The organism is Duodenibacillus massiliensis (assembly GCF_900128485.1).
In the GTDB taxonomy this organism is placed as follows: Bacteria; Pseudomonadota; Gammaproteobacteria; order Burkholderiales; family Burkholderiaceae_F; genus Duodenibacillus; species Duodenibacillus massiliensis.
On record NZ_LT635861.1, the window covers coordinates 533,825 to 553,619 of the forward strand.

Annotated in this window: 20 protein-coding genes; 13 read left to right on the forward strand and 7 right to left on the reverse strand. The window is 57.2% G+C overall.

All coding sequences use genetic code 11. The annotated features are described in order from the left end of the window. Nucleotides 1-6 precede the first annotated feature (6 nt). From guaB to smpB, 3 genes are all read right to left on the reverse strand, one after another. The gene (gene guaB, locus BQ7486_RS09940; protein WP_022372599.1) at nt 7-1,473 is read right to left on the reverse strand and encodes an IMP dehydrogenase; all 1,467 of its coding nucleotides are present in this window, start codon (nt 1,471-1,473) and stop codon (nt 7-9) included. 154 nt (nt 1,474-1,627) lie between these two features. Then, nucleotides 1,628-2,224, reverse strand: a complete 597-nt coding sequence (locus BQ7486_RS09945; RefSeq protein ID WP_022372600.1) for an NUDIX domain-containing protein — start codon at nt 2,222-2,224, stop codon at nt 1,628-1,630. A 3-nt stretch (nt 2,225-2,227) separates the two neighbouring features. Continuing rightward, nucleotides 2,228-2,710: an SsrA-binding protein SmpB gene (smpB, locus tag BQ7486_RS09950; protein ID WP_074009900.1), complete on the reverse strand. Its 483-nt coding sequence runs from the start codon at nt 2,708-2,710 to the stop codon at nt 2,228-2,230. A gap of 93 nt (nt 2,711-2,803) precedes the next feature. On the opposite strand from smpB, the gene BQ7486_RS09955 reads away from it, so the two are divergent. After that, on the forward strand, nt 2,804-3,118 hold the full coding sequence (locus BQ7486_RS09955) for an RnfH family protein (RefSeq protein WP_022372602.1): 315 nt from the start codon (nt 2,804-2,806) through the stop codon (nt 3,116-3,118). Nucleotides 3,119-3,267: 149 nt separating this feature from the next. Here the strand turns inward: BQ7486_RS09955 and BQ7486_RS09960 are convergent, their stop codons facing one another. After that, nucleotides 3,268-4,248 carry an efflux RND transporter permease subunit gene (locus BQ7486_RS09960; protein WP_074009901.1) on the reverse strand — a complete coding sequence of 327 codons (981 nt, stop codon included), beginning with the start codon at nt 4,246-4,248 and terminating at the stop codon, nt 3,268-3,270. Nucleotides 4,249-4,316: 68 nt separating this feature from the next. Here BQ7486_RS09960 and BQ7486_RS12415 point away from each other — a divergent pair, with 68 nt between their 5' ends. The 3 genes from BQ7486_RS12415 (at nt 4,317) to BQ7486_RS09975 (ending at nt 8,088) form a co-directional block, all read left to right on the forward strand. Beyond that, complete coding sequence (locus tag BQ7486_RS12415; RefSeq protein ID WP_416336983.1) at nt 4,317-4,526, forward strand: ATP-binding protein; 210 nt, start codon at nt 4,317-4,319, stop codon at nt 4,524-4,526. Between the two features lie 150 nt (nt 4,527-4,676). Further along, complete coding sequence (locus BQ7486_RS09970) at nt 4,677-6,329, forward strand: fumarate hydratase (protein ID WP_074009902.1); 1,653 nt, start codon at nt 4,677-4,679, stop codon at nt 6,327-6,329. 292 nt (nt 6,330-6,621) lie between these two features. Then, nucleotides 6,622-8,088, forward strand: coding sequence for an aldehyde dehydrogenase family protein (locus BQ7486_RS09975; RefSeq protein ID WP_022372605.1), 1,467 nt, complete (start codon nt 6,622-6,624; stop codon nt 8,086-8,088). An 81-nt stretch (nt 8,089-8,169) separates the two neighbouring features. Here BQ7486_RS09975 and BQ7486_RS09980 read toward each other — a convergent pair whose 3' ends face one another. After that, nucleotides 8,170-8,925, reverse strand: coding sequence for an outer membrane protein assembly factor BamD (locus tag BQ7486_RS09980; RefSeq protein ID WP_074010129.1), 756 nt, complete (start codon nt 8,923-8,925; stop codon nt 8,170-8,172). Between the two features lie 16 nt (nt 8,926-8,941). Here BQ7486_RS09980 and BQ7486_RS09985 point away from each other — a divergent pair, with 16 nt between their 5' ends. The 7 genes from BQ7486_RS09985 to BQ7486_RS10015 all read left to right on the forward strand — a co-directional run bounded on the left by BQ7486_RS09985 (nt 8,942) and on the right by BQ7486_RS10015 (nt 16,071). After that, entirely contained in the window at nt 8,942-10,036 is a 1,095-nt protein-coding gene (locus BQ7486_RS09985; protein ID WP_074009903.1) for an RluA family pseudouridine synthase, read from the forward strand. Nucleotides 10,037-10,093: 57 nt separating this feature from the next. Further along, nucleotides 10,094-10,906 (forward strand): peptidoglycan editing factor PgeF, encoded by an 813-nt coding sequence (gene pgeF, locus BQ7486_RS09990; protein WP_074009904.1) that lies wholly within the window; start codon nt 10,094-10,096, stop codon nt 10,904-10,906. Then, entirely contained in the window at nt 10,903-12,255 is a 1,353-nt protein-coding gene (rimO, locus tag BQ7486_RS09995; protein ID WP_074009905.1) for a 30S ribosomal protein S12 methylthiotransferase RimO, read from the forward strand. Before pgeF ends, rimO begins: the two co-directional genes overlap by 4 nt. Nucleotides 12,256-12,621: 366 nt before the next feature. Further along, on the forward strand, nt 12,622-14,244 hold the full coding sequence (locus tag BQ7486_RS10000) for an ammonia-forming cytochrome c nitrite reductase subunit c552 (protein ID WP_022372610.1): 1,623 nt from the start codon (nt 12,622-12,624) through the stop codon (nt 14,242-14,244). Nucleotides 14,245-14,346: 102 nt separating this feature from the next. Further along, nucleotides 14,347-15,240, forward strand: a complete 894-nt coding sequence (ccmI, locus tag BQ7486_RS10005; protein WP_022372611.1) for a c-type cytochrome biogenesis protein CcmI — start codon at nt 14,347-14,349, stop codon at nt 15,238-15,240. A gap of 201 nt (nt 15,241-15,441) precedes the next feature. Beyond that, entirely contained in the window at nt 15,442-15,699 is a 258-nt protein-coding gene (locus BQ7486_RS10010; RefSeq protein WP_074009906.1) for a hypothetical protein, read from the forward strand. Between the two features lie 18 nt (nt 15,700-15,717). Continuing rightward, entirely contained in the window at nt 15,718-16,071 is a 354-nt protein-coding gene (locus tag BQ7486_RS10015) for a hypothetical protein (RefSeq protein ID WP_143183143.1), read from the forward strand. 40 nt (nt 16,072-16,111) lie between these two features. Here BQ7486_RS10015 and BQ7486_RS10020 read toward each other — a convergent pair whose 3' ends face one another. Next, nucleotides 16,112-17,005, reverse strand: coding sequence for a DMT family transporter (locus tag BQ7486_RS10020; protein WP_074009908.1), 894 nt, complete (start codon nt 17,003-17,005; stop codon nt 16,112-16,114). A 174-nt stretch (nt 17,006-17,179) separates the two neighbouring features. On the opposite strand from BQ7486_RS10020, the gene BQ7486_RS10025 reads away from it, so the two are divergent. Continuing rightward, nucleotides 17,180-17,572, forward strand: coding sequence for a nitrous oxide-stimulated promoter family protein (locus BQ7486_RS10025; protein ID WP_022372614.1), 393 nt, complete (start codon nt 17,180-17,182; stop codon nt 17,570-17,572). A gap of 4 nt (nt 17,573-17,576) precedes the next feature. Then, complete coding sequence (locus BQ7486_RS10030) at nt 17,577-17,906, forward strand: hypothetical protein (RefSeq protein WP_022372615.1); 330 nt, start codon at nt 17,577-17,579, stop codon at nt 17,904-17,906. A gap of 53 nt (nt 17,907-17,959) precedes the next feature. Here the strand turns inward: BQ7486_RS10030 and BQ7486_RS10035 are convergent, their stop codons facing one another. Next, nucleotides 17,960-19,735, reverse strand: a complete 1,776-nt coding sequence (locus tag BQ7486_RS10035) for a DUF748 domain-containing protein (protein WP_162272262.1) — start codon at nt 19,733-19,735, stop codon at nt 17,960-17,962. Between the last annotated feature and the right edge of the window lie 60 nt (nt 19,736-19,795).

The window sequence follows — 19,795 nt, forward strand, 5'->3', positions numbered from 1 at the left end:
ATCCTCTTAGTTTTCCTGACGGTAGTTCGGGGCTTCCTTCGTGATCTTCACGTCGTGGACGTGGCTTTCACGCCAGCCCGCCGCCGTGATTTCAACGAACTCAGCACGCGCACGCATCTCGTCGATCGTGCGGCAGCCGCAGTAGCCCATCGAGGAGCGCAGGCCGCCCGCCATCTGATAAAGGATCGTGGTGACGGAGCCCTTAAAGGGAACCATGCCTTCGATGCCTTCGGGAACGAGCTTATCGAGGTTGCCAGAGTTGTTGTCCTGGAAGTAGCGGTCGGCAGAGCCCTTAAACATGGCGCCCAAAGAGCCCATGCCGCGGTAGGCCTTGTAAGAGCGCCCCTGGTAGAGAATGACTTCGCCCGGCGCTTCTTCAGTACCGGCAAGCATTCCGCCCATCATGACGCAGTTGGCGCCCGCGGCGATTGCCTTGGCGATGTCGCCGGAGAAGCGGATGCCGCCGTCGGCGATCAGCGGCACGCCCGTGCCTTCGAGGGCTTCGGCGACGTTGCTGATTGCGGTGATCTGGGGGACGCCCACGCCCGCGACAATACGCGTCGTGCAGATGGAGCCCGGGCCGATACCGACCTTGACGGCGTCGGCGCCGTTATCAACGAGCGCACGTGCTGCGGCACCGGTGGCGATGTTGCCGCCGATCACCTGCAGCTTCGGATAATTCTTCTTCACCCAGGCCACGCGGTCCAAAACACCTTTGGAGTGGCCGTGCGCCGTATCAACGACAATCACGTCAACGCCGGCTTCAACGAGAAGCTCGAGGCGCTCTTCGGTGCCGGCACCGACGCCGACGGAAGCGCCCGCAAGGAGCTTGCCGTCCTTATCTTTGGCGGCGTTGGGGTGTTCGGTGGCTTTGATGATGTCCTTGACGGTGATAAGGCCCGAGAGGTTGAAGTCCTTGTCCACGACGAGAACACGTTCGAGACGGTTTTCGTGCATCAGGCGCTTGGCTTCATCAAGCGATGCCCCTTCCTGCACGGTGACCAAACGTTCGCGCGGCGTCATGATTTCACGCACCGGAGCCTGCATGCGGGTTTCAAAGCGAAGGTCGCGGTTGGTGACCATGCCCAAAACGCGGCGGCCTTCCACAACGGGCACACCGCTGATGCGGTGTTCAAGGCACATGCGGATCACGTCGCCGACGAGCATATCCGGGCCCACGGTGATGGGGTCGCTCACAACGCCGGATTCATGGCGCTTAACCTTGGCGACTTCCGCGGCCTGCTGTTTGGCGGAAAGATTCTTGTGAATAATGCCAACACCGCCTTCCTGCGCCATCGCAATGGCGAGATTGGCTTCGGTCACCGTATCCATGGCGGCCGAAATCATCGGGATGTTGATGCTGATTTCACGGGTGAGTTTGGTGGAGAGGAGAACGTCCTTGGGAAGAACTTCCGAGTATGCCGGAACGAGCAGGACGTCATCGAAGGTAAGAGCCTTCTGAAGGAGCCGCATTTTTTTACCTCAAACGCAAAAATGAATTATATCGCGCCGGTCAGGCGCCTTTCAAACCCGCCCAGAAACTGCGGTTAACCCATCATTTTAAGGCTGAGTGTCCGTCTTGACAAGGTGTGCGGGCACGAAAAAAACCGTGCCCGCAGGGGCGATTTCAAAGGCTGCGGGCCTGCGTCAGGCGCCCGCGGATGTAGTCTTCGGCCCACATCAGACCGATGATGGTTTTGACGTCAGAAATTGTGCCGTCGCGGCAGGCCGCAAGAGCCTCTTCAAACGGCACGCGCGTGAGCGTCAGAAATTCGTTTGCATCGAGCCTTTGCTCACCCTGGGTCAGCCCCCGGGCAAGATAAATCTCGATGTGCTCGTCGCTGTAGCCGATTGCGTTGCGGATCGTGCCCAGAAACACCCAGTCGCGCGCCGTGAGCCCTGCTTCTTCCTTCAGTTCGCGGCGTGCCGTGACGGCGTGCTTCTCACCCGGATCAATTTTTCCGGCAGGGATTTCCCAGAAGGCGCCGCCTGCGGGGGTGCGCCACTGACGCTCAAGCACGACGCGGTTTTCGTCATCCAAAACAACGATTGCAGCCGCTCCAGGATGCCGGATCATTTCGCGGGTACTTGTTTTGCCGTTGGGAAGCGTCACCGTCAGCCGGTGCACCTTCAAGAGGCGCCCGGTGAAGACCGTATCGTCAGCGGTAACGGTCTCGGCAAGACGTTTGTCGAGCTTATCAACATCAGCGGAAAACGAAGCCATGACTTAATCCTTGTAATTCTGACGCGGGCGGCCTTTGGTCATATCGTTTTTCATCAGGCGCTCCTGATCGCGCTTCCATTCTTTCTTGCTTTCGTCCTGGCGTTTTTCAAAGTCGCGTTTGCCGCGCGCAAGCGCAAGGCTCAGTTTCACGCGGCCCCGCACAAAGTGAAGGTCCAGGGGAATCAACGCATAGCCCGAGCGTTCGACCTTACCGATCAGACGCATGATTTCCTTGCGGTGCATCAAAAGCTTGCGGGTGCGCGCCATCTCGGTCTTTTCGTGCGTGCAGACCTGATCGGCGGGGGTGAAGTGGGCGTTACAGAGAAAGAGTTCCCCTTCCCGCGCATAGACGTGCGCAAGATTGATGGTGGCGCGTCCGGCACGCACACTTTTGACTTCCCAGCCTCTGAGGACGAGCCCCGCCTCAAAGCGCTCTTCAATGAAATAGTCAAAGGTGGCGCGTTTGTTCTTAATTACTCCGGCCAATTTGTTTTGTATCCTTCTGAGAGCAAAATCTTTTTTGTGCGGGCATTCTAAAGGACGCACCTTGAGTCCGTACGCTCAAAAGGAAGTGAGATTGTGAGAATTTCCATCGCTCATGTTGATGCGTCGGGGCACGTGACCCTGACGGAAACCGAGGTCGCGCAAGGGGCGACTGCGGCTGACGTGCTTGCTCGCCGCGGCATTGATGCGGGCGCAGGGATCGCCCTTTTCGGAGAAAGAATAACGCCTGAGACCGAACTGCATGAGGGTGACCGCCTTGATGTGGCGGCGCCGCTTACGATTGACCCTATGGAAGCGCGGCGCCTGAGGGCGCAGAAAAAAGCCGCACTCCGTGACGTGAGCCGCGGCCGCCACGGCGGACGCCACCGGCTTGCGGTTTCGGATGTCTGACGGTTTATGGTGTGCTTAAAAATTAAGCACACCATAAAAATCAACGCTTAGCAAAAATTGCTGCGTGAGTTTTTCACCCTTTTCCACAAAACCTGCGGAAAAAGGTGAATAACCCGGCCTGACATCAGGTTATCAGCCGTCAGGCCTTGTTACTGCGCGGCATTGTTTCTTTTCCTGTTCGTGTAAGACCACATGAGCTTGAAGGCGGCCGGAATCAGAAACATTGAAAGAAGCGGTGCCGTGATCATGCCGCCCACCATGGGCGCGGCAATGCGGCTCATGATTTCGCTGCCAGCGCCGGTTCCGATGAGAATCGGCACAAGCCCCACCACAATCACCGAAACCGTCATCGCCTTGGGGCGGACTCTTAAAGCCGCACCGTGGTAAATCGCCGCGTCAAGCTGCGCTTCCGTCCACGGTCCCGTACCGTTTAAAACGGGATCGGCTTTAACGGCGTGATGCAGGTAAATGAGCATCACAACGCCGAACTCGGCCGCAAGGCCCGCAAGGGCAATAAAGCCCGTGCCCGTTGCGACCGACAGATGAAAGCCCGCCAGGTACACAAACCAGATGCCGCCGATCAGAGCAAAGGGCAGGGTCGCGAGAATCAGAAGCGACTCACCGATTTTGCGGAAGGCGCAGTAAAGGAGCGTGAAGATGATCACAAGCGTCATCGGCACCATGAGCGCCAGGCGCTTGTCGGCTCTTTCCATCATCTCGTACTGACCAGAATAGGTGATGCTCACGCCCGCGGGGACTCTCACATCACGCCCGACGGCTTTTTTGATGTCGGAGACAACGCCTGCCAAGTCGCGATCCCTTGCATCGATATAAACCCAGCCGGTCAGCCGCGCGTTTTCCGTCTTAATCATCGGAGCGCCCGTTGTCACCCGAATCTCGGCGACGTCAGACAAGGTGATGCTTTGCTTTAAGGGCGTGAGAACCGGAAGGTTTCTCACCGCCTCCAGATTGTCGCGCAAGTCCGCGGGGTATCTGAGCGCAATGGGGTAACGCGCCACACCTTCGACCGTCTCGCCGACTTTGGCGCCTCCGAGCGCAGACGACACAAAAAGCTGGACGTCGGCGACATTCATCCCGTAACGCGCCGCTTTTTCGCGGTTGATTTTCACTTTGGGAATTACCCCATGGGTGAAGGTGACCGTTAAAAAACAAAGGAACACCGATTCCCGCGGACAAGATCGCGCACGTCTTTGAGCGGTTTTTCAGGGCTGATCCCGCACGAAGCCGTACCGACGGCGGCACCGGTATCAGACTTGCAATGGTTGAGTCCATTGCCCGTGTGCACGGCGGGCGCGTTTGGGTGAGGTCTGACGCCGAGGCAACCGTTTTTGCCTTTGAGAGGCCGCAGAATGCCGCCGGCCGTACGGCAGCTTCTATAGGAGAGTAAGGATTCCCCGAAGGTTGTAGGTAAAAGAGCTTAATAAATCCTTCTCAGCGCAAAACGGCGGGGTAACTTTAACCTTTTAACAGCAGACGAAATACCAAAAGGGGAGTATGTTTACGGGTGCTAAGACTCCAACCGTAATAGGTATAAAAAATGGCACAAGCACCTGAATTCAAATACGCGCCGATGTTCCAGCTCGGTAAGGACGATACGGAGTACTACCTCCTCACAAAGGAGTACGTCTCCGTCGGTGATTTCGAAGGTCATCCGATCCTGAAAGTCGAGGCCGAAGGTCTCACCCAGATGATCAACACCGCTTTCCGCGATGTGTCCTTCCATCTGCGCCGCGCGCACAACCTGCAGCTTGCGAAGATTCTGAAGGATCCGGAAGCAAGCGAGAACGACAAGTTTGTTGCGCTCACGTTCCTTCGTAACGCTGAAGTGGCCGCCAAGGGACAGCTCCCCTACTGCCAGGACACCGGTACCGCCATCGTTCACGGCGAAAAGGGCCAGAGCGTCTGGACCGGTTTCTGCGATGAAGAAGCGATTTCCAAGGGCGTCTACAAGACCTATACGGAAGAAAACCTGCGTTATTCGCAGAACGCCCCGCTCACGATGTACGACGAAGTGAACACGAAGTGCAACCTTCCTGCTCAGATCGACATCGAAGCCACCGAAGGCATGGAATACAAGTTCCTGTGCGTCTGCAAGGGCGGCGGCTCTGCCAACAAGACCTACCTCTATCAGGAAACGAAGGCTGTTTTGAATCCGGCCAAGCTCGTTCCCTTCCTCGTTGAAAAGATGAAGACCCTCGGCACGGCTGCCTGCCCGCCGTACCACATCGCCTTCGTCGTGGGCGGTACCTCCGCTGAGAAGAACCTTCTCACCGTGAAGCTTGCTTCCACCCACTACTACGACAACCTCCCGACGACCGGTGACGAAACGGGCCGCGCCTTCCGCGACGTGGAACTCGAAAAGAAGCTTCTCGAAGAAGCCTGGAACATTGGTCTGGGTGCTCAGTTCGGCGGCAAGTACATGGCCCACGACATCCGCGTGATCCGTCTGCCGCGTCACGGAGCTAGCTGTCCGATCGGCATGGGCGTGAGCTGCTCTGCGGACCGCAACATCAAGTGCAAGATCAACAAGGACGGCTTCTGGATTGAAAAGCTCGACACCAACCCGGGCGAACTCATTCCTGAGGAATACCGCAAGGCCGGCGAAGGCAAGACCGTTAAGATCGACCTCAACCAGCCGATGAAGGCGATCTGCGCTGAACTCTCCAAGTACCCGGTTGCCACGCGCGTCTCGCTCACGGGCACCATCATTGTGGCCCGTGATATTGCGCACGCCCGCCTGAAGGAACGCCTTGACAAGGGTGAGGATCTGCCGCAGTACATGAAGGATTACCCGGTTCTCTACGCAGGCCCGGCCAAGACCCCGAAGGGCATGCCCTGTGGCTCGATGGGCCCGACCACTGCTAACCGTATGGATCCCTATGTTGATCTCTTCCAGAGCCACGGCGGCTCGATGGTGATGATTGCCAAGGGTAACCGTACTCAGGTTGTGACCGATGCCTGCAAGAAGCACGGCGGCTTCTACCTCGGTACGATCGGCGGCGTTGCTGCGGTGCTCTCTCAGTCTTCGATTAAGAGCATTGAATGCATCGAGTTCCCGGAACTCGGCATGGAAGCCGTCTATAAGATCCAGGTTGAAGACTTCCCGGCCTTCATCCTTGTGGACGACAAGGGCAACGACTTCTTCAAGCAGATTAAGCCCCGCTGCGAAATCTGCGCCGCCAAGAAGTAATCGGCCGAAGCAAAAAAGCCTGAGCGCAACAGTCGCTCAGGCTCACCGAACTTAAGTTTTCGGACAGGGTTGTTTCAAGCTCTGTCCGATTTTTTTGCCTAGTCCTTTTGCACCGCTGATTTTCTGCGGAAAGTTCTCCTTGCTACGCCGTTCGGTGGGTATCGGATTACGACTTTTGCGGCGTTGACGGCGTCAGGAATCGGCCTATGCTGAACATCAACGAAACGGCTTTATCGGAAGTCGTTTTTCAATAGCTAACAGTTATTACAAGCAATTGTCCGGAGGTTCCGCAATGACAAAGAATCTGATTGATGCCCGTTACGGTCTTTTCATCAACGGTGAATGGGTGGATGCCGAAGACGGCAAGACCTTTGTGACCACAAACCCCGCTACCGGCGAAAAGCTCGCTGAGTGCGCAGACGCGTCGGCCGCCGACGTCGACCGTGCCGTTAAGGCTGCGCGCGCCGCTTTTGCAACGTGGTCCAAAACGAGCGTGCAGGAGCGAAGCGAAATCCTTCTTAAAATCGCCGACCTCATTGAAGCCAACGCCGAAAAGCTCGCGATGGTGGAAACGCTCGATAACGGTAAGCCCATCCGTGAAACGACGCTTGTGGATGTGCCGCTTGCCGTGGATCACTTCCGCTACTTTGCCGGGTGCCTGAGAGCCGACGAAGGTTCCGCAACAGTCTTTGACGAAAACACGCTCTCCCTTATTATCCGTGAGCCGATCGGCGTGGTGGGGCAGATTGTTCCCTGGAACTTCCCGTTCCTGATGGCTGCCTGGAAGATTGCGCCGGCCCTGGCGGCGGGCGACACGGTCGTGATTAAGTCTTCTTCCACGACGCCCCTCTCATTAAACGAGTTCGGCAAGCTCCTTGCCAAGGTGCTGCCTGCCGGTGTCGTCAACATTATCACGGGCCGCGGTTCCGTGAGCGGTCAGGCAATGCTTGATAACCCGGGCTTTGACAAGCTTGCCTTCACCGGTTCCACGGAAGTGGGCTATACGGTTGCGGAAGCCGCCGCCAAGCGCCTCATTCCCGCTACGCTTGAATTGGGCGGCAAGTCCGCCAACATCATCTTTGATGACGCTCAGCTTGATAAGGCGATTGAAGGCGCTCAGATCGGCATTCTCTTTAACCAGGGCCAGGTCTGCTGCGCGGGTTCCCGCATCTTCGTGCAGGAAGGGATTTATGACAAGTTCGTCGCGGCACTTACCGAAGCCTTTAAGAAGGTGAAGGTGGGCGATCCCACGGATATGTCCACGCAGGTCGGTGCGCAGATTAACGAACGTCACCTTCAGAAGATCATCGACTACGTCAAACTCGGCGAAAAAGAGGGGGCGAAGGTTGTCTGCGGCGGCGAGCGTGCCTGCCCGACCGGCGCCTTTATGAAGCCCACGCTGCTCGCCAACGTCGACAACAAGATGCGTGTTGCGCAGGAAGAAATCTTCGGGCCGGTTGCCTGCGTGATTAAATTTAAGACCGAGGAAGAGGCGGTGCGCCTTGCCAACGAAAGCGAATACGGTCTCGGCGGCGCCGTCTGGACCCGCGACATCAACCGTGCGCTTCGTGTGGCGCGCGGCGTGAGAACGGGCCGTATGTGGGTCAACACCTACAACGAACTGCCCGCGGGCACGCCCTTTGGCGGCTACAAGAAGTCCGGTATCGGCCGCGAAACGCACAAAATGATGCTTTCTCACTACAGCCAGGTGAAGAACATCTACATCTCGATGTCCGAAAAGAAGCGCGGTTTCTTCTGATTGATTGAAAAACTCAAGCTCTGAAAAAACGAAAGGATCCCAAAATCGGGATCCTTTCGCATTACCGGCGGCTTAAAAATATCAGCGGGCGCGGTTTTTGTTCATTTCCATCACGCGGCGCATGTCGGCCTCAAGGTCCGTGAGCCCGAGCTCATGGTAGCTGTCGGCGATGATCTGCATGGCCTCATCCGAGGCGGATGTCTGCTGAAAGTCCGTGAGCACTACCTTAGCGCGGTTAATTGCCGCCACATAGGCCTTGCGGACAAAGTAAAAGCGCGCCGTGGAGAGTTCATGATTGGCCTGGGCGATGACAAGTTCATGCATGCGGCGCCTGGCTTCGGCTGCATAGCGGGAATCCGGGAAGCGCCCTGCAAGTTCCTTAAAGAGGTCAAACGCGTCACGTGCGGCCTGGGCGTCACGCTCGGAGAGATCCTGACGCGTAAAGGAGGAGAGCCACCCGTCGCGTTCGTTAAGCGTGGCAAGCGCCTTTAAGTAAAGCGCGTAGTCGCTGTTGGGGTGGTTCGGGTAGGCGCGCAGGAAACGGTCCAGGGTCTGCACGGCACTTGCCGCATCGTCATCCTTAAAATACACATACGCGAGGTCGATCTGAGCCTGCTGCGCATAGGCGCCGAACGGGTAGCGGGCCTCAAGCTTGGTATAGTAATCCTTCGCCAGGGTCCAGTTGCTGTCAGCCATGGCGGCACGCCCTTCGGTGTAGAGCTGATTGGCGCTCCAGTCGCGGGTGGGATCGATTTCCAGATCCTGCAGCCAGCCGCAGCCGGTCATGGAGACGGCCGCTGTTGCGGCAGCAAAAAGACCGGCCAGACGCAGACGCATCGGATGTTTCAGGTTCATGATGAATAAAACGACAGAAGAAAAGTTTTCCGATTATATCGGGGATGCCGTGCCCGCAGAAGAGGGCGACGATGACGATTTCGCAATTATGCCGCCTTCGGCAGCGAGCCTCCCGGACTGTTACCGTTTCGAACTTGGTTTTGACGAGGGCGAGGAACGCCTCGACAAGATCCTTGCACGCAAAATCCCTGAGGTAAGCCGCGCCCGCATCCAAAGCTGGATTGAGGCCGGGCGCGTCACGGTGTCCGGGGAACCGGCTAAAAGCGTGCGTCAGAAGGCGGCGGCCTGTGATGTGCTCGAAGTGCGGCCGATGCCGCTTCCTGAAGAAAGCGCCTTTGAGCCCCAAGACGGCATCGAATTTGAAACAGTCTATGAAGACCGCGACATCATCGTTATCAATAAACCCGCGGGCCTGGTGGTGCACCCGGCGGCCGGCAACTGGCAGGGTACCCTTTTAAACGGGCTTCTCTTCCGTTATCCGGAACTCAGGAAACTCCCGAGAGCCGGGATCGTGCACCGGCTCGATAAGCTCACCTCAGGCCTCATGGTTGTCGCGCGGAATGAAGCTGCGCAGCTTAACCTCGTGCGGCAGCTGCAGGAACACGCCGTCGCCCGTGAGTACTGGGCGATTGTGGCGGGCATTGCACCCGAGGCGGGTTTTGTCGACCGCGCGATCGGGCGCGATCCGCGTAATCCCCAGAAGTTTGTCTGCCGCGGCGGGGCCGGCAGCCGCCCCGCAAAAACCCACTGTCGGCTCGTGGACACTGCCTACATTGAGGGCCGTGCCGTGAGCTGGGTGGCCTGCCGCCTTGAAACCGGGCGCACGCACCAGATTCGTGTGCATCTTTCGACCGTGGGGCTGCCGTTAATCGGGGACCCCGTTTACCGCACAAGCGCTTCAGTCTTTCCCAAAGAAGCGCAGGTGGTCAACGGCTTTCCCCGTCAGGCCCTTCACGCAAGCCGTCTGCGGCTTACGCATCCCGCGACGGGCGCGGCCTCAGAATGGTTTGCGCCGGCGCCTGAGGATATGGCAGGACTCATGGATGAACTCGGATTCGGACCGACGGACGAGCCGGTCCATGTATTTGACTGATTATTGCGGGCTGCAGACGGTTAAACTGCGGCCGCTTTGTGCTTTTGTGGATTAAAAATGGCAATAGCTTGGAAAACGGAATCGGATGTGATCCGTCCGGATCTTGGTCAACGTGTCGGGGCGCTTTTTACCGAACGTGTAGGGGGCGTCTCATCGGGGCCCTGGGGTGGTCCGGAAGGCATCATGGGGCTTAATGTCGGAGTGCACGTTTCAGATAACGCCTCCTGCGTGCGCATGAACCGCAGCCTTGTTGCGCAGATGACGCCGGGAGAGCCCCGCTGGATGACGCAGGTGCACGGCACGGATGTCGTTGACGCCGAGACTGTGGAAAGGGATGAGGTGAAAGCGGACGCTCAGACGTCGCTCACCCCGGGCGTCGTGTGCGCGGTGCAGGTCGCCGACTGCCTGCCGGTACTCATTGCTGAAAAAGATGGGAAGGCCGTTGCCGCCGTGCATGCGGGCTGGCGAAGTCTTGCGGCCGGGATTGTGGAAAAGACCGTGCGCCGTCTGCGGGAGCGCCTCGGAAATCCGGACGCTCAGTTTAAAGCCTGGCTTGGCCCCCGAATCGGGTTTGACGATTTTGAAACAAGTGAAGAAACCGCACGAACGTTTAAGGCGCACTTCGGGGATGTTAAGGGCGCCGTGAAAGCGGCGGGCGAACCCGGTAAATGTTTTCTGAGTCTGGCGGCCTACGCTTCTGAAGCATTAAAGCGCGAAGGGGTGACGGATGTCGAAGACTGCGGGCTTTCCACCGTTGCAGATCCCGCACACTTTTACAGCTACCGCCGTGACGGGGAAAAAACGGGGCGGCATGCGGCCTTAATCTGGATCGAACCCGAAGACAAGACACTTGAGGAACCTCAGAAATGACCGCTACAACGCAAAAAACAGTGCCGAGCGTGGGTTTTGTGAGCCTCGGCTGCCCCAAGGCGCTTGTTGACACCGAACGGATCGTGACGGAATTGAGAGCGGAAGGGTACCTCATTGCCCGCGACTACCGTCACAGCGACATTGTGATCGTGAACACGTGCGCCTTTATTGACGCGGCGGTCGCCGAAAGTATTGAAGCGATCACGGAAGCAATGCGTGAAAACGGACGCGTCATTGTGACGGGGTGCTTGGGCGGCAAGAAAACACCTGAAGGCGACAACTGGGTGATGCAGCGCATTCCGAAGCTTCTCGGGGTGACCGGTCCCGATTCAACCGCAGAGACCTTAAAACTCGTGCATCAGCATCTGCCGCGGCCGCACGAACCGTTTTCGGACTTAGTCCCCAACGCGGGCCTCAAACTCACGCCCTCGCACTACGCCTACCTTAAGATCAGTGAGGGCTGTTCGCATCACTGCACGTTCTGCATTATTCCGAGCCTAAGAGGTGACCTTGTGAGCCGCCCGATCGGAGACGTTTTGCGGGAAGCCGAAAATCTTGTGGAAGGTGGCGTCAAAGAGCTTCTCGTGATCAGCCAGGATACGGCCGCTTACGGGCTTGACACGGGCTACCGCACGGGGTTTGTGGGCGGCAAGCCCGTCAAAACCCGGCTTTTGGAACTCGCGCGGGCTTTGGGTGATCTTGGCGCCTGGGTGCGGCTGCATTACGTTTATCCGTACCCGTCGGTTGACAACATTATTCCGCTTATGGCCGAAGGAAAGATTCTGCCGTACCTCGATGTTCCGTTTCAGCACGCGCATCCGCGGGTTTTAAAAGCGATGAAGCGGCCGGCAAGCGCTGAAAAGAATCTCGAGCGTATTGCCGCCTGGCGGGCACTGTGCCCCGACATCACGATCCGTTCGACCTTTATTGCGGGATTCCCGGGGGAGACGGAAGAAGAGTTTGAGTACCTTCTGGATTTTCTGCGGGAAGCCCGGCTCGATCGGGTGGGGTGCTTTGCGTACAGCCCTGTGGAAGGCGCTGCCGCAAACGCTTTACCCGGACAGCTGCCCGAGGAAGTGCGCGAAGAGCGCCGCGAGCGCTTCATGCAGGTGCAGGCGGAGATTTCCGCGGAAAACCTCCGTAAAAAGATCGGCACCGTGCAGCGTGTTTTGATTGACGAGAGCGAAGATGAGGACGGCGTTGCCGTGGGCCGCACAACGGCGGACGCCCCCGATATTGACGGCGTGATTTATGTGACCACCGACAGACACCTCAATCCCGGTGACTTTGTCGACGTGAAGGTCACAGACAGCCGTGACTACGATCTGATCGGCCGCGAAGTCCTCTGACGAAACACAAAAGAAGAAGCGGTTTCGGCCCGGTTTCCCGTTGTGGGTGGCCGGGCTTTTTGTTGCTGTGTTGCCTCTGAGTTTTATAAATTTTTGTAGGGATATACCCTTACGCCTTTCGTATCGAAAAGATTTTTTCTGCAGCAAACCCCGCTTTCTTAATCATCGCTTAAGTCAGTCGTGGCGCGCCATTTGGCCCGAACGTAAATCATGATGGGCAGTAACTCACTGAGACGGCTCAATATGTCGGATTCTTAAGACACTCTTCAGATTATCCCGAAATTGTGTGAAAATAAGCTTCATATAAGGAATCCGCGCGGACTTGATGTTGTGGTCTTGCGGCGGGTAAATAAAAGGAGACACAACATGATCAAACACGTGATGCAGGCCTGCCTGGCCGCTGCGGTTGCTTTGGCAATCGCCCCCAATGCGTCAGCTGCTGAGAAGGTCAACACCACGATGTGCGTGGCCTGCCACAGTAATGTCGGAGATTTTCATAAGAGCGGCGCTCATAAGAGCGTTTCCTGCACCTCCTGCCACACGGGTCTTGCAAAGCATCTGAAGGCGCCGGGCAAAGACACCCGCCCTGTGACGAGCATGGATCCGAAGACCTGCGGCAGCTGCCACCCCGCACAATTCAAGTCGATGTATACGGTCAATGATCATCGTACGCCGCGTGCCAGCAAGAAGGCCGCTGAAGGCGTTGCGCCCGATCCGTTCTTTGACCGCGCTTTGGGCGGCCACGGCTTTACGAAGGAACATGCGGAACTCCGCAGCCACACCTTCGCCGTGCTTGATCAGTTCCTCTGCGACCGTGCTTTCGGCGGCCGCTTTGTTCCGAAGGACGGCTGGCTCTATCTCTCCATGGGTAGCGGTGCGATCGATGCCTGGAAGGTCATGAACGACCTGTATCCGAAGGATAACCTGCAGAAACCGCGTCGTCCGGGGACGGCAGCTGCCGCCAACCCCGTATGCATCAGCTGTAAGTCCACCGACCTGATGCTTGACTGGGCCTACATGGGCGACAAGGTTGAAGGCGCCACGTTCTCGCGTGAAAGCAATGTCGTTGACATGGCCCGCAAGACGAGCCACTCGGTTAACTGCAACTTCTGCCACGATCCGCACTCGGCCAAACCCCGTGTCGTGCGTGACGGTCTGATTCAGGCTCTGACCCGTACGGATTTCCCGACGGTCTACTCCGAAGATCCGAACCGCACCAAGATCGAAGTTAAGGATATGGGCGTGCGCGGCTTTACCCGTAAGATCGCCATCCTTGAAAAGGCGGACTCCAAGCTCATGTGCGCTCAGTGCCACGTTGAGTACAACTGCAACCCGGGTATCGATACCAAGACCGGTAAGCCTGTGAAGATGTCCGATCAGCGCACCAACGTCTTCCCGTTCGTCGCTGTTGACCGCATTGATGACTTCTACAAGCACATCAACTTCAAGGACTTCAAGCACAACACCACCGGTGCGCTGCTGACCAAGCTGCAGCACCCCGATGTTGAAACGTACTGGACGAGTAAGCACGGCAAGGCCGGCGTGGACTGCAAGGACTGCCATATGCCCAAGGTTAAGGGCAAGGACGGCAAGACCTACACGAACCACTGGGCCACGAGCTCCAAGTACTACGTGAAGGAAACCTGCCTGCGCTGCCACAAGGACAAGACCGAAGCTCAGATGAAGCGCACGATTTCCGGCATGCACGCTTACTACATGGGTAAGCTCCGTGAAGCTGAAAGCCGTATGACGGATATGTTCAACGCCTTCGATCTTGCCAACGCCATGGGTGTTGATGAGGCCGCTCTCAAGAAGGCCCGCGAACTGCACAGCGTTGCTCACACCAACTGGGAATACTGGACGGCTGTGAACGGTGCCTGGTTCCACAATCCTGAAATGGCTCAGGCCTCGCTTGCGAAGTCTGCCGCCGCAGCTCAGGAAGCCACCAAGGTTCTGCGTGACGCAATGGCCGCCAAGCGCGCCAAGTAAGTCAGACTCGGAAAAGGCGGATCCCGTAAGATTCGCCTGACCGAAACGAGAAGCGGATGATCGAAAATTCGGTTGTCCGCTTTTTTCTTGATCCCAAAGACCATGTCACACGAAATTATTTTCTGGTGCGTTGCAGCCCTTTTGATTCTCATTGCCTGCGCCTTTGTCGTGCCGGCGCTTCTTGGGCACAGCTTCTTCCGTACCAAAGGCGCAAGCGCCGAGGAAACCTCACGCGTCCTTTTGGCGCAGCAGATGGAGAGCCTCAAGGCCGATCTTGATGCGGGGCTTCTCGATAAGGCGGGCTACGAGGCAAGCGTCGAGGACGTCAGGCGCCGTGCGCTGCAGGATATTTCTGAGGCCCGTGGCAGAACGCTCGGAGGCAAAGGCGCTCCCGTTGCGACGGCGCTTACCGTGTGCGTGCTGATGACGGTGTCGGTATTGGGGCTTTATCAGTGGTTCGGAGCCGCAGGATCCATTGATTTGTTTGACTCGGTGCAAAAGGGCGGCATCATGCGTGCCGACGGCACGCTCGGGCTTAACGACCGCGCGCCGGGCGCGGCTGAACTCAAGGCCTTTCTTGAAACGCATCCCAAGGATGAACGTGCCTGGGTGCTCTACGGGCGCGCTCTTGCGCAGAGCTCTGACTGGCAGGGAGCGGCTGATGCGTATGAAAAGGCTGTGAGTCTCGGCCGTTTTGCCGGCAAAGACACGGACGTACTGATGGAGTACGGGGCGGCCACCATGAACCTCAGAACAGAGGCCGCGTACAAAAAGGCTGTTGAGATTCTCACGCAGGCCGCCGTGATTGACGAAAACAACCTCCGGGTGCAGGAGTTTCTCGCGATGGCTGCGTTTCAGGCGCACGACTGGAAAACGGCGCGTATTGCGCTCGAATTTATTCTTACCAAGGCCGATCCCAACGACCCGGCCTATCAGAGCATTGCCGAAGCTGCGAGCCAGGCTGCGCGCATGGAGCGCGAAAGCCGGCAGAAGTAGGCTCTTTTCTTTGATCTCCTGTCTTTTGAAGCGACCGGGCAGCTGACGTTGCACGGCCGCTAACTTAAACAGCCTACTGAGAGTGCCGTTAATCAAGCGCATCAAACTTCTCTGAGTCGTCCCACGGGCATAAGCCCACAATGACGAAAAGCGTCCGTTTCCAAAGGGGGGCGGGTGTTTTTCTTGATTGGCTCGTGGAGTTTGAGCCTGTACAACTTTCTGCTCGCCTTTGTGATCTGCGGAGGCGTCATCATCATCGGTGAGGTGGTTTCCACCTTAACCAAAACCTGGGTTCCTTCGGTCTTTGTGTCAGCCGTCCTGCTGCTGTTGGGGTACTGGACTATTCTGCCGCACGACCTTGTGAAGGACTCGTTTCTGATTCCGTTCGGCGCGACGCTCTGCATTTATCTGCTGATTACCCACTTGGGCACAATCATCAGTCTCAAGCAGCTGATGTAGCAGTGGCGCACCGTCACGGTGTGCCTTGCGGGCCTTTTGGGTATGTGCCCTGCCGCGTACTTTATTGCGCCTTTCTTTATGGACCGGGCACTCGTCATCACGGGTCTTCCGCCGCTCACAGGCGGCATTGTGGCGGCAACGATGATGCAGACCGCGGCCATGAAGCAGGGCCTTACGGTTGCTGCTGTTTTTGCGATTTCCATGTACTGCGTGCAGGGTTTTGCTGGGTATCCGCTTACGTCCTACTGCCTTAAAAAAGAGGGCCTGAGGCTTTTGGCCCTTTACCGCAGCGACGAACTCAAACTTAACCCCGAAGAGCTTGCTGAGGTTAAAACGGTCACGGCGCTAAATTTCTTAAACAACACGAAGTAACCGGATGCATAAGCCCGGACCGGTGTCCGGGCTATGAGCCTTAAAGCCCGGAAGAAGCCTTCTTTTTCCGTTTTTTTTCCATCTGTTTGGTGATGATCGATGCCGCGCAGCCCGCAACGAGAATCAGCGCCATGCCGGTCAACGCCGTTGCCGGAAGCGACTCGCCGAAACAGAACGTGCCGATAAGTTCGGCAATCGGAATCGTTGCAAACTGAAAGCAGGCCGTGAGCATCATGTTGCCGTATGCGTAGGCTCGGGTGAGGCACACCTGCGCGAGAACTGCGGTGATTCCGACGCCGAGAAGCGCACCCCATGTTTCAGGGGAGTGGCCTCCGATACCGCCCTCAATGATGAGGTTGCCGCCGAGCCCCCAGATGGTGCCCACAAGCGAAAAATAAAAGACGATGCGCCAGGCGGGCTCGTGGAGGTTTCCGAGCTGCTTGATCTGGAAAAAGATAATCGGTCCCATGGAAGCGGCAAAAAGCCCGAGAAGCGCCCACTTAAATTGTTCGCCGTTTACCGACGGCTGCAGTACGAGACACACCCCGATAAAACCCGTGACTATGGCAAGCGCCAGAAGCCAGGGCGCCTTTTCCCGGTTTTTGAGTGCAATCACGATCACCGTGAGTGCAATAAAAAGGGGCGCCGTGTAGTTAAGCGTCGTCGAGGTTCCCAAAGGGAGGTGCCCCATCGTCGCAAACCACATCGTGAAGGAAACGGTCCCCAGAATAGAGCGCTTTAAGTGCCCCGTGAGATAGTTCGTGCGCGGAGAACACCCTTTTGCGAGCATAAAGCCCCAGATCACCGCAAAACTGATGAGCGAGCGCCAGAAGACGATCTCAAAGGTACCGGTCTCGGCGGAGGAGAGCTTTACAAACGCGCTCATGACGGCAAAAAAGAAAGCCGCCACCAGCATCCAGAATGACTGCAGCATGGGGACAGAGAAAATCTTGGGTTACACAGACACGGAAAGGCGCGTGGAATTCTAAAGACGTACCGAGGATTCCGAAATACCGCACAATGATTGGCCTGTGCGGATTTTGCTCAGATAGCGCTCATCTTTTTTGCCTATCATGCGTAACAGTGTTTTGATATTTTTGCTTCAGACATGACCGACGACCGTATGCAGCGTCTTGAGAAAGGTGCGCTTAAAGAGGAAGCCGACACGATCGGCTTCATGATCGCCGACTACTGCCACGCGCATCACGGCACGAAAGAGGGGCTGTGCGAAAAGTGTGAAGCGCTTTATGAGTACGCCCGAAAGCGCCTTGCCTGCTGCCCCTTCGGAGAGGAGAAGCCCGTGTGCGCCAAGTGCACAATCCACTGCTATAAGCCCGAGATGCGCGAAGAAACGGCAAAGGTCATGCGCTTCGGCGGACCGCGTATTATGTTTAAGCACCCGATTCTGGGCATTAAACATATTTATAAAAGCATGACGGTGACGCCGCCCGAAAAACCCCGCAATACCCGCGCGGCTGCTGTTACCCCAAAGGACAAGTAAAACCATGTGGCGCCTGTGTTTCCCGATTGTGAGCCTGCTTCTGATGGAGGCGCATTTTCTTTTTAACGGCTACGAGGCTCTGCTGCCGCTGCCTGCGGCGCTTGCGCTTTTTCTTTTGGTGCCTTACCGCTGGGTGAAGTGGCTTGAAGTCGGGTTTCTCGTCTTTTTCGGGGTGGAGTGGGTCCGCACTGCACTGAGGCTTGTCAACGAACGGATGGCCGAAGGCCGCCCCTATACGCTTGCCTGCGTGATTCTTCTTGTGTGTGCGGTCTATACGCTCGCGTCAGCCTGGGCTTTTTTCACGGCCAAAATCAAGGATCATTACAGCCTTTAAAAGAAGCCCGGGCGTACCTTGCGGTGTCCGGGCTTACTCAGGCTCTCTGACGGTTATTTGTCTGCCTTGGCAAAGATGCTGTTTAAGGTTTCCACGGCAAGTGCTTCGAGTGTTCCGCGGCCGATGCCGTTAACCGAGAAGCGGCCGTCGGCGTAGACGAGGTTTTTCACGCGGATATCTTTCTGCACCGTTTGACTCACCTTACCCGCGCGGCGTGCGGTGTTTTCGTGTCCGGTGGCGGCAGCCACGGCTCCGAGAATATCGGCAATCGTGGAAACGGTCTTCGTCACTTTCTGCGCGGGCTGCTCGACGACAAGTTCGCCCACCGTGAGGTTCACCGGTGTCACGGACTTGAGGTCAACACCGTTCGCGGAAGCCTTTTTCCAGGTCATGAGCGTTTTACCCGCGGCATTTTTTGCGGCAAGCGAGACAAGCGAAAAGTCACCTCTCCAGGCAATCTGCGGCGTCTTTGCGTCCTTGTAGGAAAGGTTGCCCGCAAGCTGCGCCGTGCCGGAGGTGAGCTGAGCGCCCGCCAGGGGCTTTACCCAGCCGTTAAACTGCGCGAGATTTAAGGCGGCAATCTTGGTCGTGAGATCGGCTTTTAAGGGCGAAACACCCAAATGACCTGAGGCTGAGACCGTGCCGGAGCCGAGTCTGGCCGAGAGACTCACGGTCCCGGTTTTGTTTTTCTGTGAGGAGAGTCCCTGAGCACTTGCTTTAATCTGCGCGATCCTAAGCTGTGCCGTGGGTTTGACGCTCTGATCAATCACGGTGACGGTGCCCGAGGTGAGCGAGGTTTTGGCAAGCGACCACTGCCAGGCGGAGGAGGTCTCCGGGCTCTTTTCTACGGGAGCGTTCTTCGTGCCGGAATTCTTTGCGGGCGCAAGCCGCAGCGTGATGTCCGGGGAGTGAACTTCGGCGTTTGTGACGCTCACGGATTGCTTTGCGAGATCAAAGTGTCCGACCGTGACGCTTGCCGAAGCGAGTTTCACAAAGTTTCTGCCGGCTTCATCCCTTACGTCAACGCTCTTGGCGGCAACCGTCCCCTTGGCCGTAACTTGAGGGGTGCTGCCCGCCATCTTAAAGGTGATGTCGGTGTCGGCGCTCACGGAGAGTTTGTCGATACGCACGGGGAGCGCAAGGTCAGCGGCTCTCACAAGCTTGGCGGCATCAATATCGGTTGCGGAAATATTTAAGGCGGCGCTCTTAATGTCAGCCGTGCCCGAAGCCTTGACAGGGCGTCCGTCAATTTTCAGTGAAAGCGCGGGCGTTACCGGAGCGAGGGTCCCGGCCGCAAGCGTTGACACAAGCGGTAGCGTGAGGTTGACGTCAGTCACCGCGCAGGAGACGCCTGCTTTGGAATTGGTGAGCGTCACGGCGCTGTCCGTTACACGGATGTCGGCGATACTGAAGGCGGGGAGAGCGAGACCATCAGAGGCTGAGGTCTGCGAGGCTTCCTTTTTGGCGCTTTCCACTTTCTTTGAGCCAGTCGTGATGCTCGCTTTAAGGCCCTCGACGTAAAGCGCCGAAACAACGGGGGCAAGCTTTGTGACCGATTCACCGCTCACATCGGTATAAAAACGCCTTAAGGAAAGAAGGGATTTGTTTTTCGCGGAGAGCGCCGAGACGCCGCGCACTTCCAGTGTCCAGTTCCAGGGATCAAAGGTGACGGACTCCACCGTGACGGACTTTGCGCCGAGTGCGGGCTTCAGATACGTCTCAAGCCCCCAGCGCACGCCCTGCGGCACACCCCAGTAACCTGCGGCGGCATAGGCGCCCGCCACAACAGCAGCGGCAACGGCGGTTTTGAAAAGAAACTTGACGGCCATACGGTTTTCCTCTTTCGGGTTTTTTTTTTTAATCATCCTACCGCAGGTGCGTTGTTTTTT

What these genes read in the sequence shown, in the direction of transcription:
- BQ7486_RS10035 (WP_162272262.1), bottom strand. Translation starts at nt 19,735, where the DNA reads ATGGCCGTCAAGTTTCTTTTCAAAACCGCCGTTGCCGCTGCTGTTGTG.
- BQ7486_RS10020 (WP_074009908.1), bottom strand. Translation starts at nt 17,005, where the DNA reads ATGCTGCAGTCATTCTGGATGCTGGTGGCGGCTTTCTTTTTTGCCGTC.
- BQ7486_RS09975 (WP_022372605.1), top strand. Translation starts at nt 6,622, where the DNA reads ATGACAAAGAATCTGATTGATGCCCGTTACGGTCTTTTCATCAACGGT.
- BQ7486_RS10025 (WP_022372614.1), top strand. Translation starts at nt 17,180, where the DNA reads ATGACCGACGACCGTATGCAGCGTCTTGAGAAAGGTGCGCTTAAAGAG.
- BQ7486_RS09980 (WP_074010129.1), bottom strand. Translation starts at nt 8,925, where the DNA reads ATGCGTCTGCGTCTGGCCGGTCTTTTTGCTGCCGCAACAGCGGCCGTC.
- BQ7486_RS10030 (WP_022372615.1), top strand. Translation starts at nt 17,577, where the DNA reads ATGTGGCGCCTGTGTTTCCCGATTGTGAGCCTGCTTCTGATGGAGGCG.
- BQ7486_RS09970 (WP_074009902.1), top strand. Translation starts at nt 4,677, where the DNA reads ATGGCACAAGCACCTGAATTCAAATACGCGCCGATGTTCCAGCTCGGT.
- rimO (WP_074009905.1), top strand. Translation starts at nt 10,903, where the DNA reads ATGACCGCTACAACGCAAAAAACAGTGCCGAGCGTGGGTTTTGTGAGC.
- guaB (WP_022372599.1), bottom strand. Translation starts at nt 1,473, where the DNA reads ATGCGGCTCCTTCAGAAGGCTCTTACCTTCGATGACGTCCTGCTCGTT.
- BQ7486_RS10000 (WP_022372610.1), top strand. Translation starts at nt 12,622, where the DNA reads ATGATCAAACACGTGATGCAGGCCTGCCTGGCCGCTGCGGTTGCTTTG.
- pgeF (WP_074009904.1), top strand. Translation starts at nt 10,094, where the DNA reads ATGGCAATAGCTTGGAAAACGGAATCGGATGTGATCCGTCCGGATCTT.
- BQ7486_RS09945 (WP_022372600.1), bottom strand. Translation starts at nt 2,224, where the DNA reads ATGGCTTCGTTTTCCGCTGATGTTGATAAGCTCGACAAACGTCTTGCC.
- BQ7486_RS09985 (WP_074009903.1), top strand. Translation starts at nt 8,942, where the DNA reads ATGATGAATAAAACGACAGAAGAAAAGTTTTCCGATTATATCGGGGAT.
- ccmI (WP_022372611.1), top strand. Translation starts at nt 14,347, where the DNA reads ATGTCACACGAAATTATTTTCTGGTGCGTTGCAGCCCTTTTGATTCTC.